At 57.9% G+C, this 18,044-nt stretch carries 17 protein-coding genes, 1 tRNA gene and 1 pseudogene; 12 read left to right on the plus strand and 7 right to left on the minus strand.

Going from position 1 to position 18,044, the window contains the following annotated elements:
* Positions 1-48 precede the first annotated feature (48 nt).
* From HDF14_RS15685 to HDF14_RS15695, 3 genes are all read left to right on the plus strand, one after another.
* A complete protein-coding gene (locus tag HDF14_RS15685) occupies positions 49-1,467 on the plus strand; it encodes a HEPN domain-containing protein (RefSeq protein WP_183978402.1) in 1,419 nt (472 codons plus the stop codon).
* Between the two features lie 184 nt (positions 1,468-1,651).
* A complete protein-coding gene (locus tag HDF14_RS15690) occupies positions 1,652-2,092 on the plus strand; it encodes a hypothetical protein (RefSeq protein WP_183978404.1) in 441 nt (146 codons plus the stop codon).
* A gap of 101 nt (positions 2,093-2,193) precedes the next feature.
* Complete coding sequence (locus HDF14_RS15695; RefSeq protein WP_183978406.1) at positions 2,194-2,388, plus strand: HAD family phosphatase; 195 nt, start codon at positions 2,194-2,196, stop codon at positions 2,386-2,388.
* 52 nt (positions 2,389-2,440) lie between these two features.
* On the opposite strand, the gene HDF14_RS15700 is transcribed toward HDF14_RS15695, so the two are convergent.
* Positions 2,441-2,632: a hypothetical protein gene (locus HDF14_RS15700; protein WP_183978408.1), complete on the minus strand. Its 192-nt coding sequence runs from the start codon at positions 2,630-2,632 to the stop codon at positions 2,441-2,443.
* A gap of 84 nt (positions 2,633-2,716) precedes the next feature.
* Positions 2,717-3,220 (minus strand): DUF1579 domain-containing protein, encoded by a 504-nt coding sequence (locus HDF14_RS15705; protein ID WP_183978410.1) that lies wholly within the window; start codon positions 3,218-3,220, stop codon positions 2,717-2,719.
* A gap of 359 nt (positions 3,221-3,579) precedes the next feature.
* Between HDF14_RS15705 and HDF14_RS15710 the strand changes: the two genes are divergently transcribed.
* From HDF14_RS15710 to nrfD, 4 genes are all read left to right on the plus strand, one after another.
* Positions 3,580-4,254, plus strand: a complete 675-nt coding sequence (locus tag HDF14_RS15710; RefSeq protein ID WP_183978412.1) for an HAD family hydrolase — start codon at positions 3,580-3,582, stop codon at positions 4,252-4,254.
* Positions 4,255-4,642: 388 nt separating this feature from the next.
* The gene (fdh, locus tag HDF14_RS15720) at positions 4,643-7,948 is read left to right on the plus strand and encodes a formate dehydrogenase (RefSeq protein WP_313899599.1); all 3,306 of its coding nucleotides are present in this window, start codon (positions 4,643-4,645) and stop codon (positions 7,946-7,948) included.
* Positions 7,938-8,927, plus strand: coding sequence for a 4Fe-4S dicluster domain-containing protein (locus HDF14_RS15725; protein WP_183978418.1), 990 nt, complete (start codon positions 7,938-7,940; stop codon positions 8,925-8,927). Before fdh ends, HDF14_RS15725 begins: the two co-directional genes overlap by 11 nt.
* The gene (gene nrfD / locus HDF14_RS15730) at positions 8,928-9,860 is read left to right on the plus strand and encodes an NrfD/PsrC family molybdoenzyme membrane anchor subunit (RefSeq protein WP_183978420.1); all 933 of its coding nucleotides are present in this window, start codon (positions 8,928-8,930) and stop codon (positions 9,858-9,860) included. It begins immediately after the preceding gene.
* A gap of 16 nt (positions 9,861-9,876) precedes the next feature.
* On the opposite strand, the pseudogene HDF14_RS15735 reads toward nrfD, so the two are convergent.
* The 3 genes and pseudogenes from HDF14_RS15735 to HDF14_RS15745 form a co-directional block, all read right to left on the minus strand.
* Positions 9,877-10,257 (minus strand): annotated as a pseudogene (locus HDF14_RS15735) (deiodinase-like protein); the annotation flags it as partial.
* A 12-nt stretch (positions 10,258-10,269) separates the two neighbouring features.
* Positions 10,270-10,590 carry a hypothetical protein gene (locus HDF14_RS15740; RefSeq protein ID WP_183978422.1) on the minus strand — a complete coding sequence of 107 codons (321 nt, stop codon included), beginning with the start codon at positions 10,588-10,590 and terminating at the stop codon, positions 10,270-10,272.
* 139 nt (positions 10,591-10,729) lie between these two features.
* Positions 10,730-10,824 (minus strand) — tRNA-Sec (locus HDF14_RS15745).
* Between the two features lie 41 nt (positions 10,825-10,865).
* Here HDF14_RS15745 and selD point away from each other — a divergent pair.
* The 3 genes from selD (at position 10,866) to selB (ending at position 15,416) form a co-directional block, all read left to right on the plus strand.
* A complete protein-coding gene (selD, locus tag HDF14_RS15750) occupies positions 10,866-11,939 on the plus strand; it encodes a selenide, water dikinase SelD (protein ID WP_183978423.1) in 1,074 nt (357 codons plus the stop codon).
* A 145-nt stretch (positions 11,940-12,084) separates the two neighbouring features.
* The gene (gene selA / locus HDF14_RS15755; protein WP_183978425.1) at positions 12,085-13,524 is read left to right on the plus strand and encodes an L-seryl-tRNA(Sec) selenium transferase; all 1,440 of its coding nucleotides are present in this window, start codon (positions 12,085-12,087) and stop codon (positions 13,522-13,524) included.
* The gene (gene selB / locus HDF14_RS15760; RefSeq protein WP_183978427.1) at positions 13,521-15,416 is read left to right on the plus strand and encodes a selenocysteine-specific translation elongation factor; all 1,896 of its coding nucleotides are present in this window, start codon (positions 13,521-13,523) and stop codon (positions 15,414-15,416) included. Before selA ends, selB begins: the two co-directional genes overlap by 4 nt.
* Before the next feature lie 27 nt (positions 15,417-15,443).
* Here the strand turns inward: selB and HDF14_RS15765 are convergent, their stop codons facing one another.
* Positions 15,444-15,995: a hypothetical protein gene (locus HDF14_RS15765; protein WP_183978429.1), complete on the minus strand. Its 552-nt coding sequence runs from the start codon at positions 15,993-15,995 to the stop codon at positions 15,444-15,446.
* Between the two features lie 364 nt (positions 15,996-16,359).
* On the opposite strand from HDF14_RS15765, the gene HDF14_RS27600 reads away from it, so the two are divergent.
* Complete coding sequence (locus tag HDF14_RS27600; protein ID WP_406707228.1) at positions 16,360-16,686, plus strand: DUF6968 family protein; 327 nt, start codon at positions 16,360-16,362, stop codon at positions 16,684-16,686.
* A 226-nt stretch (positions 16,687-16,912) separates the two neighbouring features.
* Here the strand turns inward: HDF14_RS27600 and HDF14_RS15775 are convergent, their stop codons facing one another.
* Positions 16,913-17,554, minus strand: a complete 642-nt coding sequence (locus tag HDF14_RS15775; protein ID WP_260698327.1) for a S41 family peptidase — start codon at positions 17,552-17,554, stop codon at positions 16,913-16,915.
* A 28-nt stretch (positions 17,555-17,582) separates the two neighbouring features.
* Between HDF14_RS15775 and HDF14_RS15780 the strand changes: the two genes are divergently transcribed.
* On the plus strand, positions 17,583-17,975 hold the full coding sequence (locus HDF14_RS15780; RefSeq protein ID WP_183978435.1) for a hypothetical protein: 393 nt from the start codon (positions 17,583-17,585) through the stop codon (positions 17,973-17,975).
* Positions 17,976-18,044 lie beyond the last annotated feature (69 nt).

An 18,044-nucleotide genomic window follows, 5' to 3' on the forward strand; every position in this document is an offset into this window, starting at 1 on the left:
TCCGGTCCAGAGCAGTTTTTCGATCTAGTTCTTCAGCTAGCGGAGTACATGGTTGAATACATAAGACAACAGGCTTTAGCGGAGAAATCCTTCGCAAAGCGCAAAGACTTTCCTGAAATAGCGTTCCGAGACAATGGGATGCCGCAGCTGAATGTTTTGCACGAAGGGCCCATTGATTACGGAAAGCTATTCGAGCGTAGCTCTTGGGGATCAATATATTCGGCTCTCGGCGGTGCGCAAGAAGAATCAGCTCAGATCGAAAGTCGACATGAATTCAAGGCTCTGCAATCATTTTTTAGAGAGAACTACTGGAGCAAATTCTTAGCATCGCAGGTTGGTGAAGAGGATGATTTTAGTATCAGGATGTTTGAAATCGAGGTGCGGTTATTCATTGCCGACTTGATTGACATGTATGTCAGTCGTCACGGTTATAACGAAATCGATACTGCAGAATTACGGAAAATATTCGAGCCAAAACACAGGGCATATTCCTTGGATCATGTCCCTGTGGCTATTTGGGTACCTTTTCTTTTTCTACCCTGCGATTTTGATCAGTGCTCGTTAGATGAAGCAATCTCCCTGAAAAAAATCCCCGATGAATTGCAGCTTAGCCGTAGTTCAACAAAATCGACCGCCGCCGCTGTACACGATAAAGTACTCGAGTCAGCAAGTCACGCCCTAGTGCTAGAAAATTACACTGTTAAAAATATAAAAAATGGTGATATGTGGGAATCAGCATCCCAACCCACGGCATTTCCGCTCGACACCATTGATACTTTAATCGGTTTATTGAGAGTCGCAAGTGGCATCCAAACAGGTTACGCGCAACTGCTAATCGAACCCGTAGATACCGTTACGAAATATGGCGGTATAGGCCGCCAAGTGATAGGAACATCAGTTCGAAAGTACCCAAACTATTTTGAAAACTATTATTGGGACGAGAACAGTTTTAAAAAGCTGAGCTACGCGGAGGCCTCACATGTTCGAGACCTCTGGCATTCGTTCTCCGCTCTTTCCGAAAGCAACAAGAACAGAGTTGCTCTTGCGCTCAGAAGGCTCAATCAGAGTTATCTTCGTGAATCACAGGAAGATTCAATATTGGATCTAACAATGGCATTTGAGGTGCTGTTAGTACCGAATGAAACGCAAGAATTGACCTACAAACTTAGTATGAGATTAGCTGGGTTGCTGGGCAAGTACGACAAAACTCTGTCTGTAAAAACCGTGTTCTCACAAATGAAGCAGATTTACAAGCATCGATCCAACGTGATCCACGGAAACATTGGTCAGGTTTCCAAATCGCGGGAAATAAAGGTTGATGAATCCACTTCAGTACCGACCGTTGATCTCGCGATCAAGTATCTTAGAAAGGCGGTAGACATTCTAATTCAATCGCCTGAACTTCTTAACGCTTCCTTGATAGATACCGAAATCTTACTCAATCATCAAAACCCTGGCCAACCTTAAGGAGTGGGTGAGGCAGGCGGGTGGCCCATACATAAAACCTTGGGTGCCCCATTCATGCAGTCTCACCGCATGAGTGGGCATTTGTGCGAACGCGCGAACCGCCTTCCCTCCCCAACCGATAAAATCCGACTTACAAAGGTGTCCATGCTAATCTTGCCTGAAAGTAAATCAAAGAGGCACAGCCATGGCGCAGAGTCTCAGCCTATCCTCAGCTGTTAGTGTCTTCCCTTGCCCGAACTGCAAAGAGACTATCAACACCTCGATGCAGGAATGCTCCTTCTGCCACACTCCTATCGACCGAACCGCCGCGGAAGAGTCCGCCGCTGCAACAAGCAAGATCAGTCAGGCCTGTAGCGACGCAAGCTATCTGAAGATTATGGCTGGCTCCGCCTTAACCTTCTTCCTAATTGGGTTCATACCAATCTTGGGCTCGGTCGGCAGCTTGGGCTTTCTGTTCCTCGAATTCGCCATCCCGATAATGACGATTCGCTGGTGGATAAAATTCGGCAAGATCAAGACCGACGACCTCGAATTTGCCCGCGCAAAACAGACCGCGATGTTCGTAGGAATCGGCGCCATAATATTCTTTATCGCCATCTCGATTCCCAAACTGCTTCTGCTGTAGCTAGAGCCGGGTGCCCCATATCTCGATTCTGAGATGTGGGTATTCGTGCGAAAGCACGAACCGCATCTAACCCACCATCTGCACTCCCAAAGGTGGGCCACATGGTAGAAGCCGTCCTCTCCGACATCGACGGAACCCTCGTCGAAAGCAACTGGCTCCACGCTGCCGCATGGAGAGACGCCTTCGCCGTCATCGACATCCCCCTCGACATCGAAACCCTCCGCAAACAGATCGGCAAAGGCGGCGACCAGCTCATCCCCGTCTTCGTCCCCTGGTGGAAACGCCCCATGGTTTAGACGGAGAATTCGAATCGTCTTTCGGGTTTGCGTCACAGCTTCGCTATGAGATTCACTCGAAGAGGGAGATGGCGACACGTAGGTCGTCGGCAAGGCGCCGATATAACTCCTGTATCGTCCGTAGCGCGAGTAGCTGGTCGGATGTGTCCAGCGGCTCCGAGTTGATCAGTCGGTCGATGGCGTCAATGTCGACCGCGACAGCGTCCAGCTTCTCGGTCAGCAGGGTTGTGGCACCGTGTGGCATGGCAGAACAGTCTACCATTTGGCCAGCGTGCCCCATATCTCGATTCTGAGATGTGGGCCTCCGTGCGAAAGCACGAACCGCCGATCAGCGAACTCGTGTGATGTCCTGCACCCAGTTTGTCTCCCAGGTCTTGCCCTCGTCTGGCGAGTCCGCTTGCTCCCAGTGGCCCGATGTCGGAGTGATGTTGGACCAGAGGAAGCGCGCCCGAACTCGCTTTCCCTTGACCGTATCCTCCCCATAGAAAGTGCCGACGCCATTGTGGAAGCCTCCAACCATGGGCGGATCCAATGGGTCGGATGGCGTCCTGCTGTCGAGCCACCAGATTGACCACTGCTGGGTCTTCGGGTCGAAGGAGCGCAGAGCGACACCGCGATAGGGAGCACCGGGAACGCCGAGCACTGTATCGTCCGTATTGCTGTAGCTCCCCATAAGCGGTTGATTCAACAACGTGCCTTCGAATTCAATCCACTCGTGATTATTGGCGAGTCGCTGCTTCAGCTTTCGATGATGGGCCTGCCATTGACCAACCAGGAAGTCGAAGTCGTGAAGACCGGAAAGACCGGGGACTGCACCGTCTGTCTGATTCATCCCCGGGCCTGAATCCTGGTGAGATCGTGCTGCCAACTGTCCAGGCGCTGCCAGACACAGACTTAGCAATGCGATCATGACTGAAGGGTGATGAATACTCACAATGCCCCCTTTTGAACTGCGGCGGTAGTCAATTCTCACCAATGCTTGAACTCCTCTTCGCCGATACGCGTTCATCGTCCCCTCCGGAATCAGCCTGAACTAACGCCACCCTTTGAGATTGACTCAGCTTGTGGCATTTGTGCATACCCACTTTCAATGGAACTCTAGATACCACTTTCGAAGCCACACGAGTGGGCATTCGTGCCAAAGCACAAACCGCATCTAACCCACCATCTGCACTCCCAAAGGTGGGTCACATGGTAGAAGCCATCCTCTCCGACATCGACGGAACCCTAGTCGAAAGCAACTGGCTCCACGCCGCCGCATGGAGAGACGCCTTCGCCGTCATCGACATCCCCCTCGACATCGAAACCCTCCGCAAACAGATCGGCAAAGGCGGTGACCAGCTCATCCCCGTCTTCGTCCCCTGGTGGAAACGCCCCATGGTCGAGGAGCCCCTCAAAACCTACCGCAGCTTCCTCTTCCATCAGGACTACTTCGCGCAGGTCAAACCCTTCCCCCGCGTCCGCGACCTCTTCCTCCGCTTCAAACAATCCGGAATCCGCACCGCCCTTGCCTCCTCCACCGACAAAGCCGACCTCGACACCTACATGAAGATCGCCAACATCTCCGACCTCATCGACGAGACCACCTCAGCCGACGACGCCGCCCGCTCCAAGCCCCACCCCGACATCTTCTCCGCCTCCCTCCATAAGCTCCACGCCAAACCCACCAGCGTCCTAGCCCTCGGCGACACCCCCTACGACGCCGAGTCCGCCGGCAAAGCAGGCATCCGCACCATCGGCGTCACCACCGGCGGCTGGTCCCGCCAGGAACTCCTCGACGCCGGCTGCATCGAGGTCTACCAGGACGTAGCCGAACTCCTCGAACGCTTCGACCAGAGCGCCCTCACCCACTACGGCCCTCGCTAAACACCTTCCTGACCACACTCATTCCCAAAACAGGAAGCCCCAGAAAATAAATCTCAAAAATCTGGCGCATTTTTCCACCCCGAAAAAGTGACTGCCAAAACACCACGTTTACCACGCATTCCACCACGTTCTCACCATCAAAAAACCACCACAAAAACACCCTTTTTCGCAAAATCCCCCACAAAAACACCACAACTCCCCATCCAAAAAAAATTGCACGAATAACCCATCCATAAACCCATCGTCGAACTCCAATTGTCGTGATGGATGCCTGTCTCACAAACGATCGCAAACTCACACAAGCACATTCACCCCTTCGTGCAGTGGCCTCAACAACTTGGAGGTATTTGTGCTATGTTGAGCAAACTAAGGTCGCTCAGGAGGTGCTATGTTCCGCTTCCCACTAACCAAAAAACCACAAACTTCTCGGAAACCGTTCAGCGTAGAAACGCTTGCGAAGAATTCGCGGCTGCGCGGCGCCAATGTCACCCAGGGCATCTGTCCTTACTGCGCCGTCGGCTGCGGGCAACTCATCTACAGCAAGGGCGGCGAACTCATCGACATTGAGGGCGATCCTGATAGCCCCATCAGCACGGGCCACCTGTGCCCCAAAGGCGCCAACGCCTACCAACTCTCCGTCAATTCACATCGCGTCCGCGATGTCCTCTACCGTGCCCCCTACTCCGATCAATGGGAAACGAAGACGCTGGAGTGGGCGTTGGATCAAATTGCCCAGCGCGTCAAGACGACCCGCGACGCCGATTTCGCGACTCGCGACGAGCAGGGCCGTCTGCTCAACTCGGTGCGCAGCATCGGCTCGCTAGGCGGGGCAACGATTGACAACGAGGAGAACTACCTCATTAAGAAGCTGCTCGGCGGCGGGTTGGGAGTGGTGTCGATCGAAAACCAGGCGCGAATATGACATAGTGCCTCGGTGCCCGGTCTGGGCGCCTCGTTCGGCCGCGGCGCGGCCACAAATTATCAGCAGGACATGGCCAACAGCGATTGCATCCTGTTTATGGGATCGAACATGGCTGAGGCTCAACCTGTCGGCTTCCGCTGGCCCATGGAGGGCAAGCTGAAAGGCGCGACGCTGATCCATGTCGATCCGCGCTTCACCCGCATGTCGGCCGTGTGCGATCTCTACGTCGGCATCCGCTCCGGGAGCGACATTGCCTTCCTCGGCGGCCTGGTGAATTACGTCTTAACGAACGACCGCTGGTTTCATGAATACGTCCTGGCTTACACCAATGCTTCGACCATCATCGACGAAGGTTTCCGGGATACCGAAGATCTGGCAGGGATGTTTAGCGGCTTCGATCAGCAGCACGACTCCTATGATTCCAAGAAGGGCCATTGGGGCTACGAGGAATCCAGGCCCGGCAACGCGGAGCAGGACGGTTCGAAGCATACGCCTGAGGTGGAGTCCGCAAAAGACCCGCACGTTCCTCAGGGCTACAGCAGGATGGGCAGCAGCGAACCATATACCTCGCCGTACGAGGACATAATAAACGCACCGCGCGACCCGACCTTGCAGCATCCTCGTTGCGTTATGCAGATTCTGCGCCGGCACTTCGCCCGCTACACCCCTGAGGCCGTTTCCCAGGTGTGCGGCTGCAAGCCGGAAGAGTTTATACGTGTTGCGGAGTTGCTCTGCACCAACTCCGGACGCGAGCGGACCACTTGCATTGCCTACGCGCTGGGCTGGACGCAACACACCACCGGCGTGCAGATCATACGCACTGCAGGCATCCTGCAACTGTTGCTCGGCAACATGGGCCGGCCAGGCGGCGGCATCATGGCCCTGCGCGGCCACTCTACCATCCAGGGCGCGACCGATATCGCGACTTTGTACGACTCACTTCCCGGCTACCTGCCGCAACCCGCTGTACACGACCCCGAGCACGAGGATTTGAGTTGGTATATCGAGTATGGAAGGATGCCCACCGGCTACTGGGCGAACTTTAGCAAATTCATCGTCAGCCTGCTCAAGGCCTGGTACGGCGACGCAGCAACGCCGGACAACGACTTCGGGTTCTCCTGGGTGCCGCGCGTCGATGGCGACTATTCTCAGCTGGCCTACTTCGATCGCATGTCAAAGGGTGGGGTAAAGGGCTACTTCCTGGCTGGTCAGAACCCTGGCGGCGGCGGACCCAACGCCGGTCTGCACCGTGCTGGTCTGCGCAACCTCGAGTGGCTGGTGGTTCTCGACTGGTTCGAGACGGAAAGCGCCGTCTTCTGGAAGAATGACCCGAATGCGCCGCCGCCCTCCGAGATTGGGACAGAGGTCTTCTTTATCCCCGCGGCAGCCGCGCAGGAGAAGGAGGGCAGCTTAACCCAGACGCAGAGGCTCATCCAATGGCACAAGAAAGCCATCGATCCGTCCGGCGATTGCCGTTCCGACGCATGGTTTTTTTACAACCTGGGTAAGCGCCTCAAGCAGCTCTACGCCGGCTCCACCGATCCCAGGGATCAGGGGTTGCTGAACCTCACCTGGGACTACGACTTCGACGAGCAGCCGCGTCTGCCCGATGGAACGCTCAGCCGTATTGAAGGGGAACCGGACCTGGAGAAGGTTCTCATGGAGATAAACGGTCACAGGCTGAATGAAATCGACCCGCGCACCGGGGAGCCTCATCTAGTAAGCGGCTACTCGGAGTTGAAGGACGACGGCACGACGGCATGCGGCTGCTGGGTCTACAGTGGCGTCTTCCCCGAGCCGGGTCGCAACCGTGCGGACGAACGCAAGCTCTCGGATAATCCCATCCAACCGGAATGGGGCTTCGCCTGGCCAAACAACGTCCGCGTCCTGTACAACCGGGCCTCGGCCGACCCCGAAGGACGGCCCTGGTCGGAGCGTAAGAAATTGGTCTGGTGGGACTCGGAGAAGCGGAGTTGGGTCGGACTCGACAAACCGGACTTCGAGCTGACCAAACCGCCTGATTACCAACCGCCCCTTGGCGCGACGGGCATGGACGCCATCGCCGGCACACACCCCTTCATCACCAAGGCCGACGGACTCGGCTGGCTGTACTCCCCCGGCATTAAAGATGGGCCTCTTCCGACGCACTACGAGCCGGTCGAGTCGCCGTTTGGCAACCTGCTCTATCCCAAACACAGTACCAACCCAACGGTACGCCTTTTCCCAGGACCGCTGAACCACATCGCCCACATGCCGACAGCCGAGTATCCCGTGGTGGCCACGACGTTCCGTCTTACCGAGCATTACCTCAGTGGTCCGATGAGCCGCTTCAACAGCTGGCTTAATGAATTGCAACCGGAGATGTTCGCCGAGCTGAGTTTCGAGCTGGCCGCCGAGCGCGGTATTGTTCACGGCGGCTGGATGACGATCCACACCCCGCGTGGTCAAATCGAGGCTCGTGCGATGGTGACCCGGCGGCTGCGACCTTTTGTCGTCGAGGGACGCGTGGTCCACCAGATCGGCCTCCCGTTCCACTGGGCCTTCGCCGGAGAGGTTGTCGGCGGCAACGCCAACGACCTGACCGCGCTCGTGGCCGACCCGAACGTGAGCATGCACGAAAGCAAAGCGTTCACCTGCCAGGTCCAAGCCGGCCGGCTCGAAGGCCAGGCTCTGCACCCGACAGCGCCCACAGCGCACTGGCCGACCCTCGATCCCATCCCGGACACGCCGGCCAGTGCTCAACCAGAAGGAAGGATCGGACATGGCAAGTAGAGAACACGAACTGTCCGCTTTGCCCCAGACCAGCGATCCGCCGCGCGGCCGGCTGTCACAGCTGCTGGCACGCTTGATCTCTCCGTACCTGCATGGTGAACCGCGCGGCCCGGTGCCGGAGGTGCTTGGACGGCTAATCTATCCGTTCGTGCGTGGCGAAGCGCCTAAGCCCCAACAGGCTACTGGTTTTTACACCGACACCACCGTCTGCATCGGTTGCAAGGCTTGCGAGGTGGCGTGCAAGCAGTGGAACCAACTACCTTCGGATGGCTTCAACTGGTCCGGCAATAGTTACGACAATACGAACGAGTTGTCGGCGACCACTTGGCGCCATGTGAAATTCATCGAGCAATTCTCCGAACAAACGTCAAACGTTCTTGCTCCCATGGGCACGGTGTCCGACGAGTCGCCTCTTAACCGCTGGCTCATGATGAGCGACCATTGCAAGCACTGCCTGGCGGCCCCTTGCCATCAGGCTTGCCCAACCGGCGCCATCATTCAAAATGAGTTCGAGAACGTTTATATTCAGGCTGACATCTGCAACGGTTGCTCGTCGTGCATAGCGGCCTGCCCGTTCGGCGTCATCACTCGCAGCGAAATGGGCGGTCATTCGCACAAATGCACGCTCTGCTATGACCGACAGCGCGATGGCCTGGAGCCAGCATGCGCCAAGGCATGTCCAACCCAGTCCATCCATTTCGGGCCGGTCGAGGAGCTTCGTGAGCAGGCCAGCAAACGTGTGGACCAACTTCACGAGCGCGGTGTCCCGCAGGCGTACCTTTATGGTGATGTCCCCAGTGAGACCTATTCCGCGATGCACTCGTTCTATCTGCTTGTTGATCGCCCTTCCGTTTATGGTCTGCCGGATGCTCCATTCAATCCGTGGCTGCACATGATGGGAGATTACGTTCGTTCCGTCGCTGGCGGCTTGGTCGCTATCGCCGTACTGCTCGTCGTTGTGTTCCTTTTGAAGCCCTGAATGCACGCAAACTCCAGCTCGCAGCACGCGTCCACCAAACCTCCCTTGCCGGAACAAGGGGGCCAGATCGGCTACGAAAATACGACAGTGACCAAGGTGCCGGGGTGGCACGGCATCATCGCCTGGGACGCTTTGCTCAACGGTATGGCGATGGGACTGTTCCTGGCCGCCGCGGTCAGCGAGTTGGCAGCGCCTGCAGTCTTCATCGGTGTGGCGAAGGTGGCTTATCCAGTCGCTCTCGTGCTTTTGCTCGTTGACCTAGTATTGCTCGTGTTGGATCTGGGCGATCCTTTGCGTTTCCATCACATGCTCAGGGTTTTCAAGCCCAGCTCGCCCATGTCGTTGGGCACGTGGTGTCTGACGATCTTTTCGCTCCCGCTGACCGCGGCGGCGGCGCTCAGCGTGCTGGCCAAACTGGGGTGGGACTTCGAGCGGGCTCGCTTACTCGCGGTGGTCGTGGGACTGCTGCCTGGCTTCGGCGCTGCGGCCTACAAAGGCGTCCTGCTCAGCACAAATGCGCAACCAGGTTGGAAAGACGCGCGCTGGCTGGGAGGTTATCTCACCAATTCGGCGCTCCTGATGGGCTGCGCCGAGCTGCTTGTCCTGTCCGCCGTGATGCGGCAGACGCAGGCGATCGCCATCCTCCGCACCGCCTTTATCGTGCTCCTCATACTCAACATGATTCCCTTAGGGTTGTTGTTTGCAAACCTTAGGACCATCCATGCGCAACTCTATACCCGCGGGCAACAATGGCGCGTTGGCGCGCTCATCGCTGTCGGGGCGCTCATCCCTTTGGGTCTGATACTCCTCAACGGCGGTCTGCTGTCCATATCGGTCGCCGTGATTTTTCTTTTAGCGGACAGTTGGCTCGTCCGTTCCGTCTACGTCAAGATACCTCACACTTCGCCGTTGGAAGTCCGAAGCGGCGAATAGTCTAGGGAGATTGTGATTAAGGATTTCCCAACGCCTTCTGCAGGGCTGTCGCCAGATCTTTGGGATGAAACCCGAATGGCCCGGGTTTGCTTTTATAGAGAACACGACCGTCTGCGATCAGATACATTCGATCCGGCCATCCGGTGTACGCGGTCTCAACTTGATTGTCGAAGCCGTCAATGACAGCGGGAAATTTGATCCCCAGCCTCCTCACGCATGCACCAGCGACTGAGACGCGCTCCTCTTCATCGCGTGGGCTGCGGAACAGCACCTTGTCCTGCACATTGCTTTGCATCTCCCATACGTCAGTGGGATGAGCTTCAAGAATGTAGACCGCGTAGAAGTCAACCTTGCCCTTGTACTGCTCGGCCAATTTGTTCAGGGCGGGAACCTCCCGCCGAAAGGGCGGTCAAGTAAAACTACCGAAGATCAGAACTGCCGGCTTATCTTCCCAAAGCGATGCCAGCCTCATAGGCGTTCTCGTATCGAGTGTCTCGACGGTAAAATCGGGCGCGGGATCGCCAACCTTAAGGGTGCCTTTCCGTGCATCTGTCCACATCGTCTCAAACGGAAAGAGAAAATATGCAGGCATCGGCATTCTTGCCATGACATGCCCGAAGACTTCGGGTGGCTGGCGCATGGCCCAATTGATATATCCGACGAAGCCGAGCCAAAGGCAGAAGAGTCCTGCAAATAGGCCACCCAACAGCCGCTTTGTGTTTTTCTTCATAGCCTCAGCCTAACCTCACTTGGTCAGCGCGTCACTAAGATACCTCACACTTCGCCACTGAGGTTCGAAGCGGCGATTAGTCCAGCGACCTAGAACCCTGGAGCAGTCTGAAGACCTTCTATCTAACCGCCGAAATATCTGGCGGAAGCGCGTGTGAGTCGAACACACCGTTGCCCGAAACGGACGACCACCGGTTTTGAAGACCGGGGGGATCACCGGATCCCAGGCGCTTCCCTGCGCCGTCGATTAGCCGGCCTTGGCATCTATTATGACGCATGGGCTTTACTTCCGATCTCACCGCTGCAGTCCCCGCCATCCGGCTCACCCAGCATGTAAAAGCTGGCGGCTGCGCCAGCAAGCTCGCCCCGGGTACGCTCAGCCATGTGCTCTCGCGTCTCCCCAGACAGCACGATCCGAACCTGCTTGTAGGCTTCGAGACAGCCGACGACGCCGGCATCTATCGCATCAGCCCCGAGCAAGCTCTGGTGCAGACCGTCGACTTCTTTACTCCCATGGTTGACGATCCCTTTACCTACGGCCGCATCGCGGCGACCAATGCCCTCAGCGATATCTATGCCATGGGCGGCCGCGCCCTCACCGCCCTTACCCTGGTCTGCTTCCCCCAGGATGGGGACATGGGAGTGCTCGAGCTGATCCTGTGCGGCGGCCTCTCCGTCATGGAGCAGGCAGGCTGCACCGTGCTCGGCGGCCACAGCGTCCGCGACGCGGAGATTAAATTTGGGTATGCCGTCACAGGGCTCATCCACCCCGACCGTATCCTCAGAAACACTACCGCCCGACCTGGCGACGCGCTCATCTTCACCAAGGCCATCGGCACCGGCGTCATCACCACGGCCCTCAAGCAGGGCAAAGCGCAACCGGCGTGGGTCGAAGCCGCTATCGAGTCGATGACCACCCTCAACAAAGTCGCCGGCGAAATCATTAGCCGCCCCGAGTTCAAGGTGCACGCCGCTACTGACGTCACTGGCTTCGGCCTTATGGGCCACGCTCGCGAGCTGGCCTTCGGCAGCAACGTACGCCTCCGCATTGACCCCGCCTCCATCGCCCTGCTTGACGGCGCGATAGAAGCCGTCCGCCTCGGCTGTATCCCGGGTGGCCTCCTCGCCAACCGCGACTTCGCCGATTGCGTCGTAGAAGAAACCGTCGCAATCGAACCCAACCTGCGAACCCTCCTCTTCGATCCCCAGACCGCCGGTGGCCTTCTCCTCTCGGTCCCAACGGAGCAGGCGCAACCGCTCATCGCCGAGCTGCGGGCCGTGGGCTATCCGCACACGCACCAGATTGGCGCAGTCCTGGAAGGCCCGCCCAAAATCCTCTTGGAACTCTGAATCACCACCGAAGCGGAGTGGAGGAACCTAATATTCTCAAATCTGAAACAGACTCATCGAGTGCCCTCTTCGTCCACAGTTGGCCAAGACTGGGTGACCACCACAACCCCTCATTAGCCTTATCCTGACCATAGGCAGTCAACCCATGCAGACCCACCCTTCCGACCTCTATCGCAAACTGCCCCAGGTGGGCGAGCTCCTCCATCGCTCGGATTTTCTCCGACTCCAACAAACCTACTCCCGCGAGCTCGTCGCTGAGGCCCTCCGTTCGACACTGCAAGAACTCCGCGGCGAAATAAACGCAGGCCGCCACACCGAAGATTCCCTCGACCTCGAGCTGCAAAGCCTCAGCACCAAAGTCGCCCACAGCCTCCGCCACGCCACCCGTCCCTCGCTGCGCCCGGTACTCAACGCCACCGGAGTCATCCTGCAAACCAACTTGGGTCGCGCTCCGCTCTCAGAAGCGGCAATTCAACGTATCGCCGAAGTTGCCCGCGGCTACTCGAACCTCGAATTCGATTTGGAATCCGGTGAGCGCAGTCGCCGCGACCTCCATGTCGAGCGGCTCATTATCAACGTAATCGCCCTCAAAAGCGGCCAAAGCCCATCAGACTTGGCCCACAAATCTGCAGTTGTGGTGAACAACTGTGCCGCCGCCAACTTCCTGGCCCTCAACACTCTGGCAGAAGGCGGTGAAGTCCTCGTCTCCCGCGGCGAACTGGTCGAGATTGGCGGCGGTTTCCGCGTCCCTGACATTCTGCGCAAGTCCGGAGCCATCCTCCGCGAGGTAGGCACCACCAACCGCACCCGTCTCTCCGACTACGCCGCCGCCATCACTCCACAAACACGCCTCATCCTCCGCGTGCATCGCTCGAACTTCCGCATGGAGGGCTTCACCGAGCGCCCTGCTCTCGAAGAACTCCTCGATCTCGGCAACCGCGCCTTGCTCCCCGTCTTCGAGGACCAAGGCACCGGCTGCATCGTTGATCTAGCGGAGGCCGGCATACACGATGAGTCTTCGTGGATCCAAAGCGCCTCGAGCGACCTCGCCCTCGTCGCGTGCAGTGGAGACAAGCTGCTCGCCGGCCCGCAGTGCGGCATCCTCGTTGGCTCCAAGCCCCACCTTGATCGCATCCGAGCCAACCCGCTCTTCCGCGCCCTGCGTGTGGACAAGCTCACCTACGCCGCGCTCGAAGCTACTCTGCTCGCCTATCTCACCGCGACCGAAGAGACTCTGCCGGCCATCGCCATGCTGCGCATGCCCGCCGAAGCCATCCGCGCCCGCTGCGTCGCCATGGCCGAAAGGCTCCGCTCCACCAGCGCCGCGATGGAGGTAGTCGAGACCCGCAGCGTAGTTGGCGGCGGCACCACCCCCGGAGCTTCTCTGGCCAGCTTCGCCGTGGCCCTGCTGCCTTCTCACATATCGGAAACAGTGTTTGCGGCAAATATGCGCCACCTCGATCCTCCGGTCGTCGTGCGCATCCACGAGGGCCGTGTCCTGCTCGACCTGCGGACCATCCCTCCCGCAGAAGATGCCCTTCTCACTCAACTCCTGCGACAAGCGCTCGAGCCGGAGCAGCCATGAAGTCCGCAGCCGCGCGCTCTGTGGTCCTCGGCACCGCCGGCCACATCGACCACGGCAAAACCGCACTCGTCCATGCCCTCACCGGCACCGACACAGACCGCCTCCCCGAAGAAAAATCCCGCGGCATCACCATCGACCTCGGCTTCGCGTCTCTCGATCTTCAAGATCCCGCCGGACACTCGATCCAGCTCAGCCTGATCGATGTCCCCGGTCACCACGCCTTCATCCGCAACATGCTCGCCGGCGCCGGCGGCATCGATTGCGTCATGCTGGTCATCGCCGCCGATGAAGGCATCAAGCCGCAGACCACCGAACACCTCGCCATCTGCACTCTCCTTGGCATCCGCCACGGCATCGTCGTCATCACCAAGCAGGACGCCGTTGCCCCTGAGCGGCTCGAAGCCGCGCATCAAGAGGTCCGACGTTTCGTAGAGCACACCTTCCTCGAGGATGCTCCCGTCATCGCTGTCTCCGCACGCACCGGCGCGGGAATCCCCACCCTCAAGCGAGCCCTCTCACAGCTCGCATTGAGCGTGCCCGCTCGCAATGCAGACGCCATCCTCCGCCTTCCCTTGGATCGTGCCTTCTCCGTGCGCGGCTTTGGCACAGTCGTCACCGGCACGCTCCAGGCCGGCAGCTTGCATGTGGGGGACGCCGTTCATCTTCAGCCCGAGGACCGTAGCGTCCGCGTCCGCGGCATCCAGGTTCACGGCTCACAGGTAAGCGAGACTCACGCCCCCAGCCGCGTGGCGCTGAACCTCGTCGGCGTCGAGGTAGCTGAAGTGCACCGCGGCCATACCATCGTGCCGCCCGAAACCCTTTCGCCGGTAGACACCGTAGATGTAGAGCTAACCGTCCTACCCGGCATGCCCGCGCTTCGACACCGCACCACCCTGCGCCTGCATGCCTTCACATCCGAAACCACAGCGCGCGTCCTTCTCTACCCCCCCGGCGAAAACTCCGCCGCTCCACTGGCTCGCCTGCGTCTGAGCAAACCCCTGCTCCTCACGCCCGGCGATCGCTTCGTGCTCAGGCAACCTTCGCCCGCAATCACAGTAGGCGGTGGCCGAGTACTTGATGCGCATCCGCTGCCCCGCCTCAGAAAAGCAGCCGCGAACGCATGGCTGGAACAGCTGCGCGAAGCCGCGCCCGAACAGCAAATTCTCCTGCGCGTGCGACGCCGCGGCCTTCACGGAATCTCGATCACAACCCTCAGCCGCGAAACCGGTCTCCACCCTGACGCTATCCGCCCGATCATCGCGCCACTGATCGCAAGCAAGCAACTCATCGGTGCCTCGATGGGACACGCCACCGTTGACCACTTTCTTTGGCCAGAGGCTCTGACCGAGGCCGTCGAGCTCCTCTTCAAAGAGTTGGAGCGAACCGAAGCCCGCTCCCTCTCCCGCGCCGAGCTGCGCTCCCGAACCAAATTGGAAGACTGGGTCTTCGCTCTTGCCGCCGTGCGCTTAGTTCAAGTCAAACCCGTCCAGACAGTCGGCAATCAATTCACCCTGCGCGGAGCTGGCGGCAAAGAGCCCACAGAAGCACTGGCCAAAGTCGAGGCTCTCTACCGCACCGCAGGCCTCGCCTCCCCGATCGTCAGTGAAGTAGCCGCCACCCTGCAACTTCCCCACGAAGAAGTGCCCCCGCTGATCACCATCCTCATCCGTGCCGGCAAGTTAGTCCGTATGGGCGCCGACAACCTCCTGATACACGCCGAAGCGCTCGTCCGGCTAAGAACTGAGCTCCAAAAGCAGCGCGGCCAGACCTTCGACGTAGGCCGCTTCAAAGCCTTAACTGGCCTGACCCGTAAACACGCCATCCCGTTGCTTGAGTATCTCGACGGCGCCCAAATTACGCGCAACCAAAACGGCATCCGCACCGTGCGCTAGCCCGATATCTACCGCCGCTCTCCAGGGTCAGTAGACGCGCCTTCCGGTGATGGTGTAAATCGCGTCGGGAGGATCCTCTGAGACGATCACCTTCTCCTCCGCAGGTTTCTTCTCCTCCGCAGCTTTCATCGCCGGCTCTGCGGGTTTCATCGGCTCCGCAGCTTTCATAGGCTCCGCAGGTTTCATCTCCTCTGCAGCTTTCATCACTTCCGTAGGTTTCATCTCCTCTGCAGCTTTCATCACTTCCGTAGGCCTCATCGCCTCTGCAGGCCTCATCACTTCTGCAGGCCTCAACTCCTCTGCAGGCTTCATCGCGTACGCAGGTTTCAATGCCTCTTCAGGCTTCTTCGCCTCTGGAGGCTTCTCTGGGATCATCGCCCACGCGAAGCCGTGCGCCACCCACAAAACGAAGCTGGCGAAGAGGCACACAAAAAAAAGACCAGCGAAGAGGAATACTACCTGGCCTTTCGTGTTGGCGGCTTCATACAACCCGATTGAGAAGAAGGCGACAGTTGCGAATGAGAAGCCACCCGCGAATCGCCCAAGTCGACGCGACAAAACAATCATGCGATTACTCACTTATGTCCTCCGTCGCTTGCGAAATAGACCCGGAGAGCTTATTGAACAGAGCCGTTTACCTGTCCAGATAGATTGCACCCTCCGTCTAGGGCTTCAAGTCTATCCCGATTCTTCGAAGAGGGTTAGTGTCGAATTACCAGTTCGTGGAATTCGTGAAGAGGCAGAGGTTCTCTATCTTCCAACGTGGCACCAGGAAACAGAAATATGGGTAGGCCCGCCGCCATCTGAACGAGATCGAAGTTGCCGAAAACGCGACTTTCGAGGAACTACACTTTTGCAAGCGATTGAAGCATATGGAAAAGCGCGGATGGCGATCTATTTGAGATAAAGAGTCTGCGGTCACACTCTTGGAACTGAGGGCCACATGGCAGAAGGATCAGGAATCTTTGCAGAGAGACGTCTTCATCTTCGGGCGGGAGTAGAGGATCGCGAGGTGCTAGTGCAATTTGGACCTGTAGTGAAAAAAGACGATGCCGCATCTTGTCGTTATAGGCTGACTGGGTTTGACGAGCCTACCAGCGTAGAGATTTGGGGCCTAGATGAAGTGCAAGCTGTTCAACTCGCGATGGCATCGGCCGGTTCTGAGTTGGATAGGCTGGCACAAGATGCAAAGTACAGGATTGCCGGTGATTCCAACGGTGAGACAGGGCATGGGCTTCCATCTTTCAATGTGCATCATGCCGCTCCTTGAAAACGGGGTTATGGGAAACTACGATCTTGACTCTGCGGGAACTAAGGTCGATGTTGAGAAGTTAGGCTTGGGTTAGTAAACAGAAGCGCCTTTTATAAGGATGAATCCTCCTTCGTTTCTGAGATCCGCAGGTTCTCGATCTTTGGTGTAATTTGAAGTTGCCGAAAAGCCGACTTTCCGCCGTTCAATTACAAGCATGAGACGTGCGAGGGCGGCATGCGCAAAATCACTTCGCGTTCTCGATGAAATGTGTGGCAGTTTCAACCACCTCGTCTCGACCTGCCGCCAAGCCTTTGATGGGTATGACGACGATGTCAGGGACAATGCCGATGCGTTGGGTGGGCCGGTGATCGGGATAAAAGATGCCGAGGCCGCTAATCATGGTGTTGAGCTGGCCTGGCAGCGAGATAGAAGAAACATTACCGTCAGCACCGGCCGTGGTGCTGCCTATTACAACGGCTCCAGGCATCACCCGCAGAGCCATGGCGGTGTATTCGGCTTGGCTCCGCGTGGTTTCATCTACCAAAATGACGATCCTCCCGTTGAAGTGAACGGGGCCAGGTGCGATGATTGGGCCGTCACTGAAGTGGAATGCGCCGGGATTAGCCAGATCCGCGGATGTAAAAGCAACGAAGGGTGTGGGTTTTGTGGCCAGGTAGGCGCCGATGGCGAACGGCACAAATTCCGAGGGATAGTTGCGGATATCGACGATCATGCCCTTCGCGTTTTTCGCCTTTTCGAAGTAAGCTGGCAAATCGGCAGCTTTAATGCTCGATAGCTTAATGTAAGCAACTTGCGGCGTAAGCAGGCGAAAGGTGTCACCGACAAGGTCGTGTGTGACGACGGTTTGTTTCCCGGAAAGACGCATCACGGAATATCCAGTGATGTGAAAAACGATGACCCTCTCCTCCAATGAACACTTCCAAACAAGGGTTGGAGGCAACTTCACCGGTAAAGTCGCCGTCTGGAGGCGCGTCGGGGGCGTCATTGAAGCCGGCGACTCCGTCGGCGTAGTCGTAGTCAGAGACGGAGGGAGCCGCCTAGTTGACCACGCAAGAGTTGGGCCCGGTTGGAGTGACCGTCCCGGTGTTCGTGCAGTTAGAGGACATCCACCAAACTTGACTCCGTCTCGTACAGGAGCAGTCGAGGTTACGGTGGTGCCAGGGGATAAGTCGCCGTGCAAACCGACCTTGCCGATGTCGCCTACTGCGGTGAAGTCCAGCTCGGCAGGAATGGCTCGGTGGCCCGGATTGCCTTCGAGTTCGCATTGGGTGGCCGAACTTGCCTAAATCGTGACTCAGTCGACGCCAACGTCTTCGACGATGCGGGCGTTGTAGAGAATCTCTTCTCGTTTCAAA

Source organism: Tunturiibacter gelidiferens, assembly GCF_014201335.1.
Taxonomy (GTDB): domain Bacteria; phylum Acidobacteriota; class Terriglobia; order Terriglobales; family Acidobacteriaceae; genus Edaphobacter; species Edaphobacter lichenicola_E.

Excerpts from the sequence above, each read along its gene's own strand:
- HDF14_RS15685 (WP_183978402.1), top strand. The coding sequence starts at position 49 with ATGGTTGAATACATAAGACAACAGGCTTTAGCGGAGAAATCCTTCGCA.
- HDF14_RS15690 (WP_183978404.1), top strand. The coding sequence starts at position 1,652 with ATGGCGCAGAGTCTCAGCCTATCCTCAGCTGTTAGTGTCTTCCCTTGC.
- HDF14_RS15695 (WP_183978406.1), top strand. The coding sequence starts at position 2,194 with ATGGTAGAAGCCGTCCTCTCCGACATCGACGGAACCCTCGTCGAAAGC.
- HDF14_RS15700 (WP_183978408.1), bottom strand. The coding sequence starts at position 2,632 with ATGCCACACGGTGCCACAACCCTGCTGACCGAGAAGCTGGACGCTGTC.
- HDF14_RS15705 (WP_183978410.1), bottom strand. The coding sequence starts at position 3,220 with ATGAATCAGACAGACGGTGCAGTCCCCGGTCTTTCCGGTCTTCACGAC.
- HDF14_RS15710 (WP_183978412.1), top strand. The coding sequence starts at position 3,580 with ATGGTAGAAGCCATCCTCTCCGACATCGACGGAACCCTAGTCGAAAGC.
- HDF14_RS15725 (WP_183978418.1), top strand. The coding sequence starts at position 7,938 with ATGGCAAGTAGAGAACACGAACTGTCCGCTTTGCCCCAGACCAGCGAT.
- nrfD (WP_183978420.1), top strand. The coding sequence starts at position 8,928 with ATGCACGCAAACTCCAGCTCGCAGCACGCGTCCACCAAACCTCCCTTG.
- HDF14_RS15740 (WP_183978422.1), bottom strand. The coding sequence starts at position 10,590 with ATGAAGAAAAACACAAAGCGGCTGTTGGGTGGCCTATTTGCAGGACTC.
- selD (WP_183978423.1), top strand. The coding sequence starts at position 10,866 with ATGGGCTTTACTTCCGATCTCACCGCTGCAGTCCCCGCCATCCGGCTC.
- selA (WP_183978425.1), top strand. The coding sequence starts at position 12,085 with ATGCAGACCCACCCTTCCGACCTCTATCGCAAACTGCCCCAGGTGGGC.
- selB (WP_183978427.1), top strand. The coding sequence starts at position 13,521 with ATGAAGTCCGCAGCCGCGCGCTCTGTGGTCCTCGGCACCGCCGGCCAC.
- HDF14_RS27600 (WP_406707228.1), top strand. The coding sequence starts at position 16,360 with ATGGCAGAAGGATCAGGAATCTTTGCAGAGAGACGTCTTCATCTTCGG.
- HDF14_RS15775 (WP_260698327.1), bottom strand. The coding sequence starts at position 17,554 with ATGCGTCTTTCCGGGAAACAAACCGTCGTCACACACGACCTTGTCGGT.
- HDF14_RS15780 (WP_183978435.1), top strand. The coding sequence starts at position 17,583 with ATGACCCTCTCCTCCAATGAACACTTCCAAACAAGGGTTGGAGGCAAC.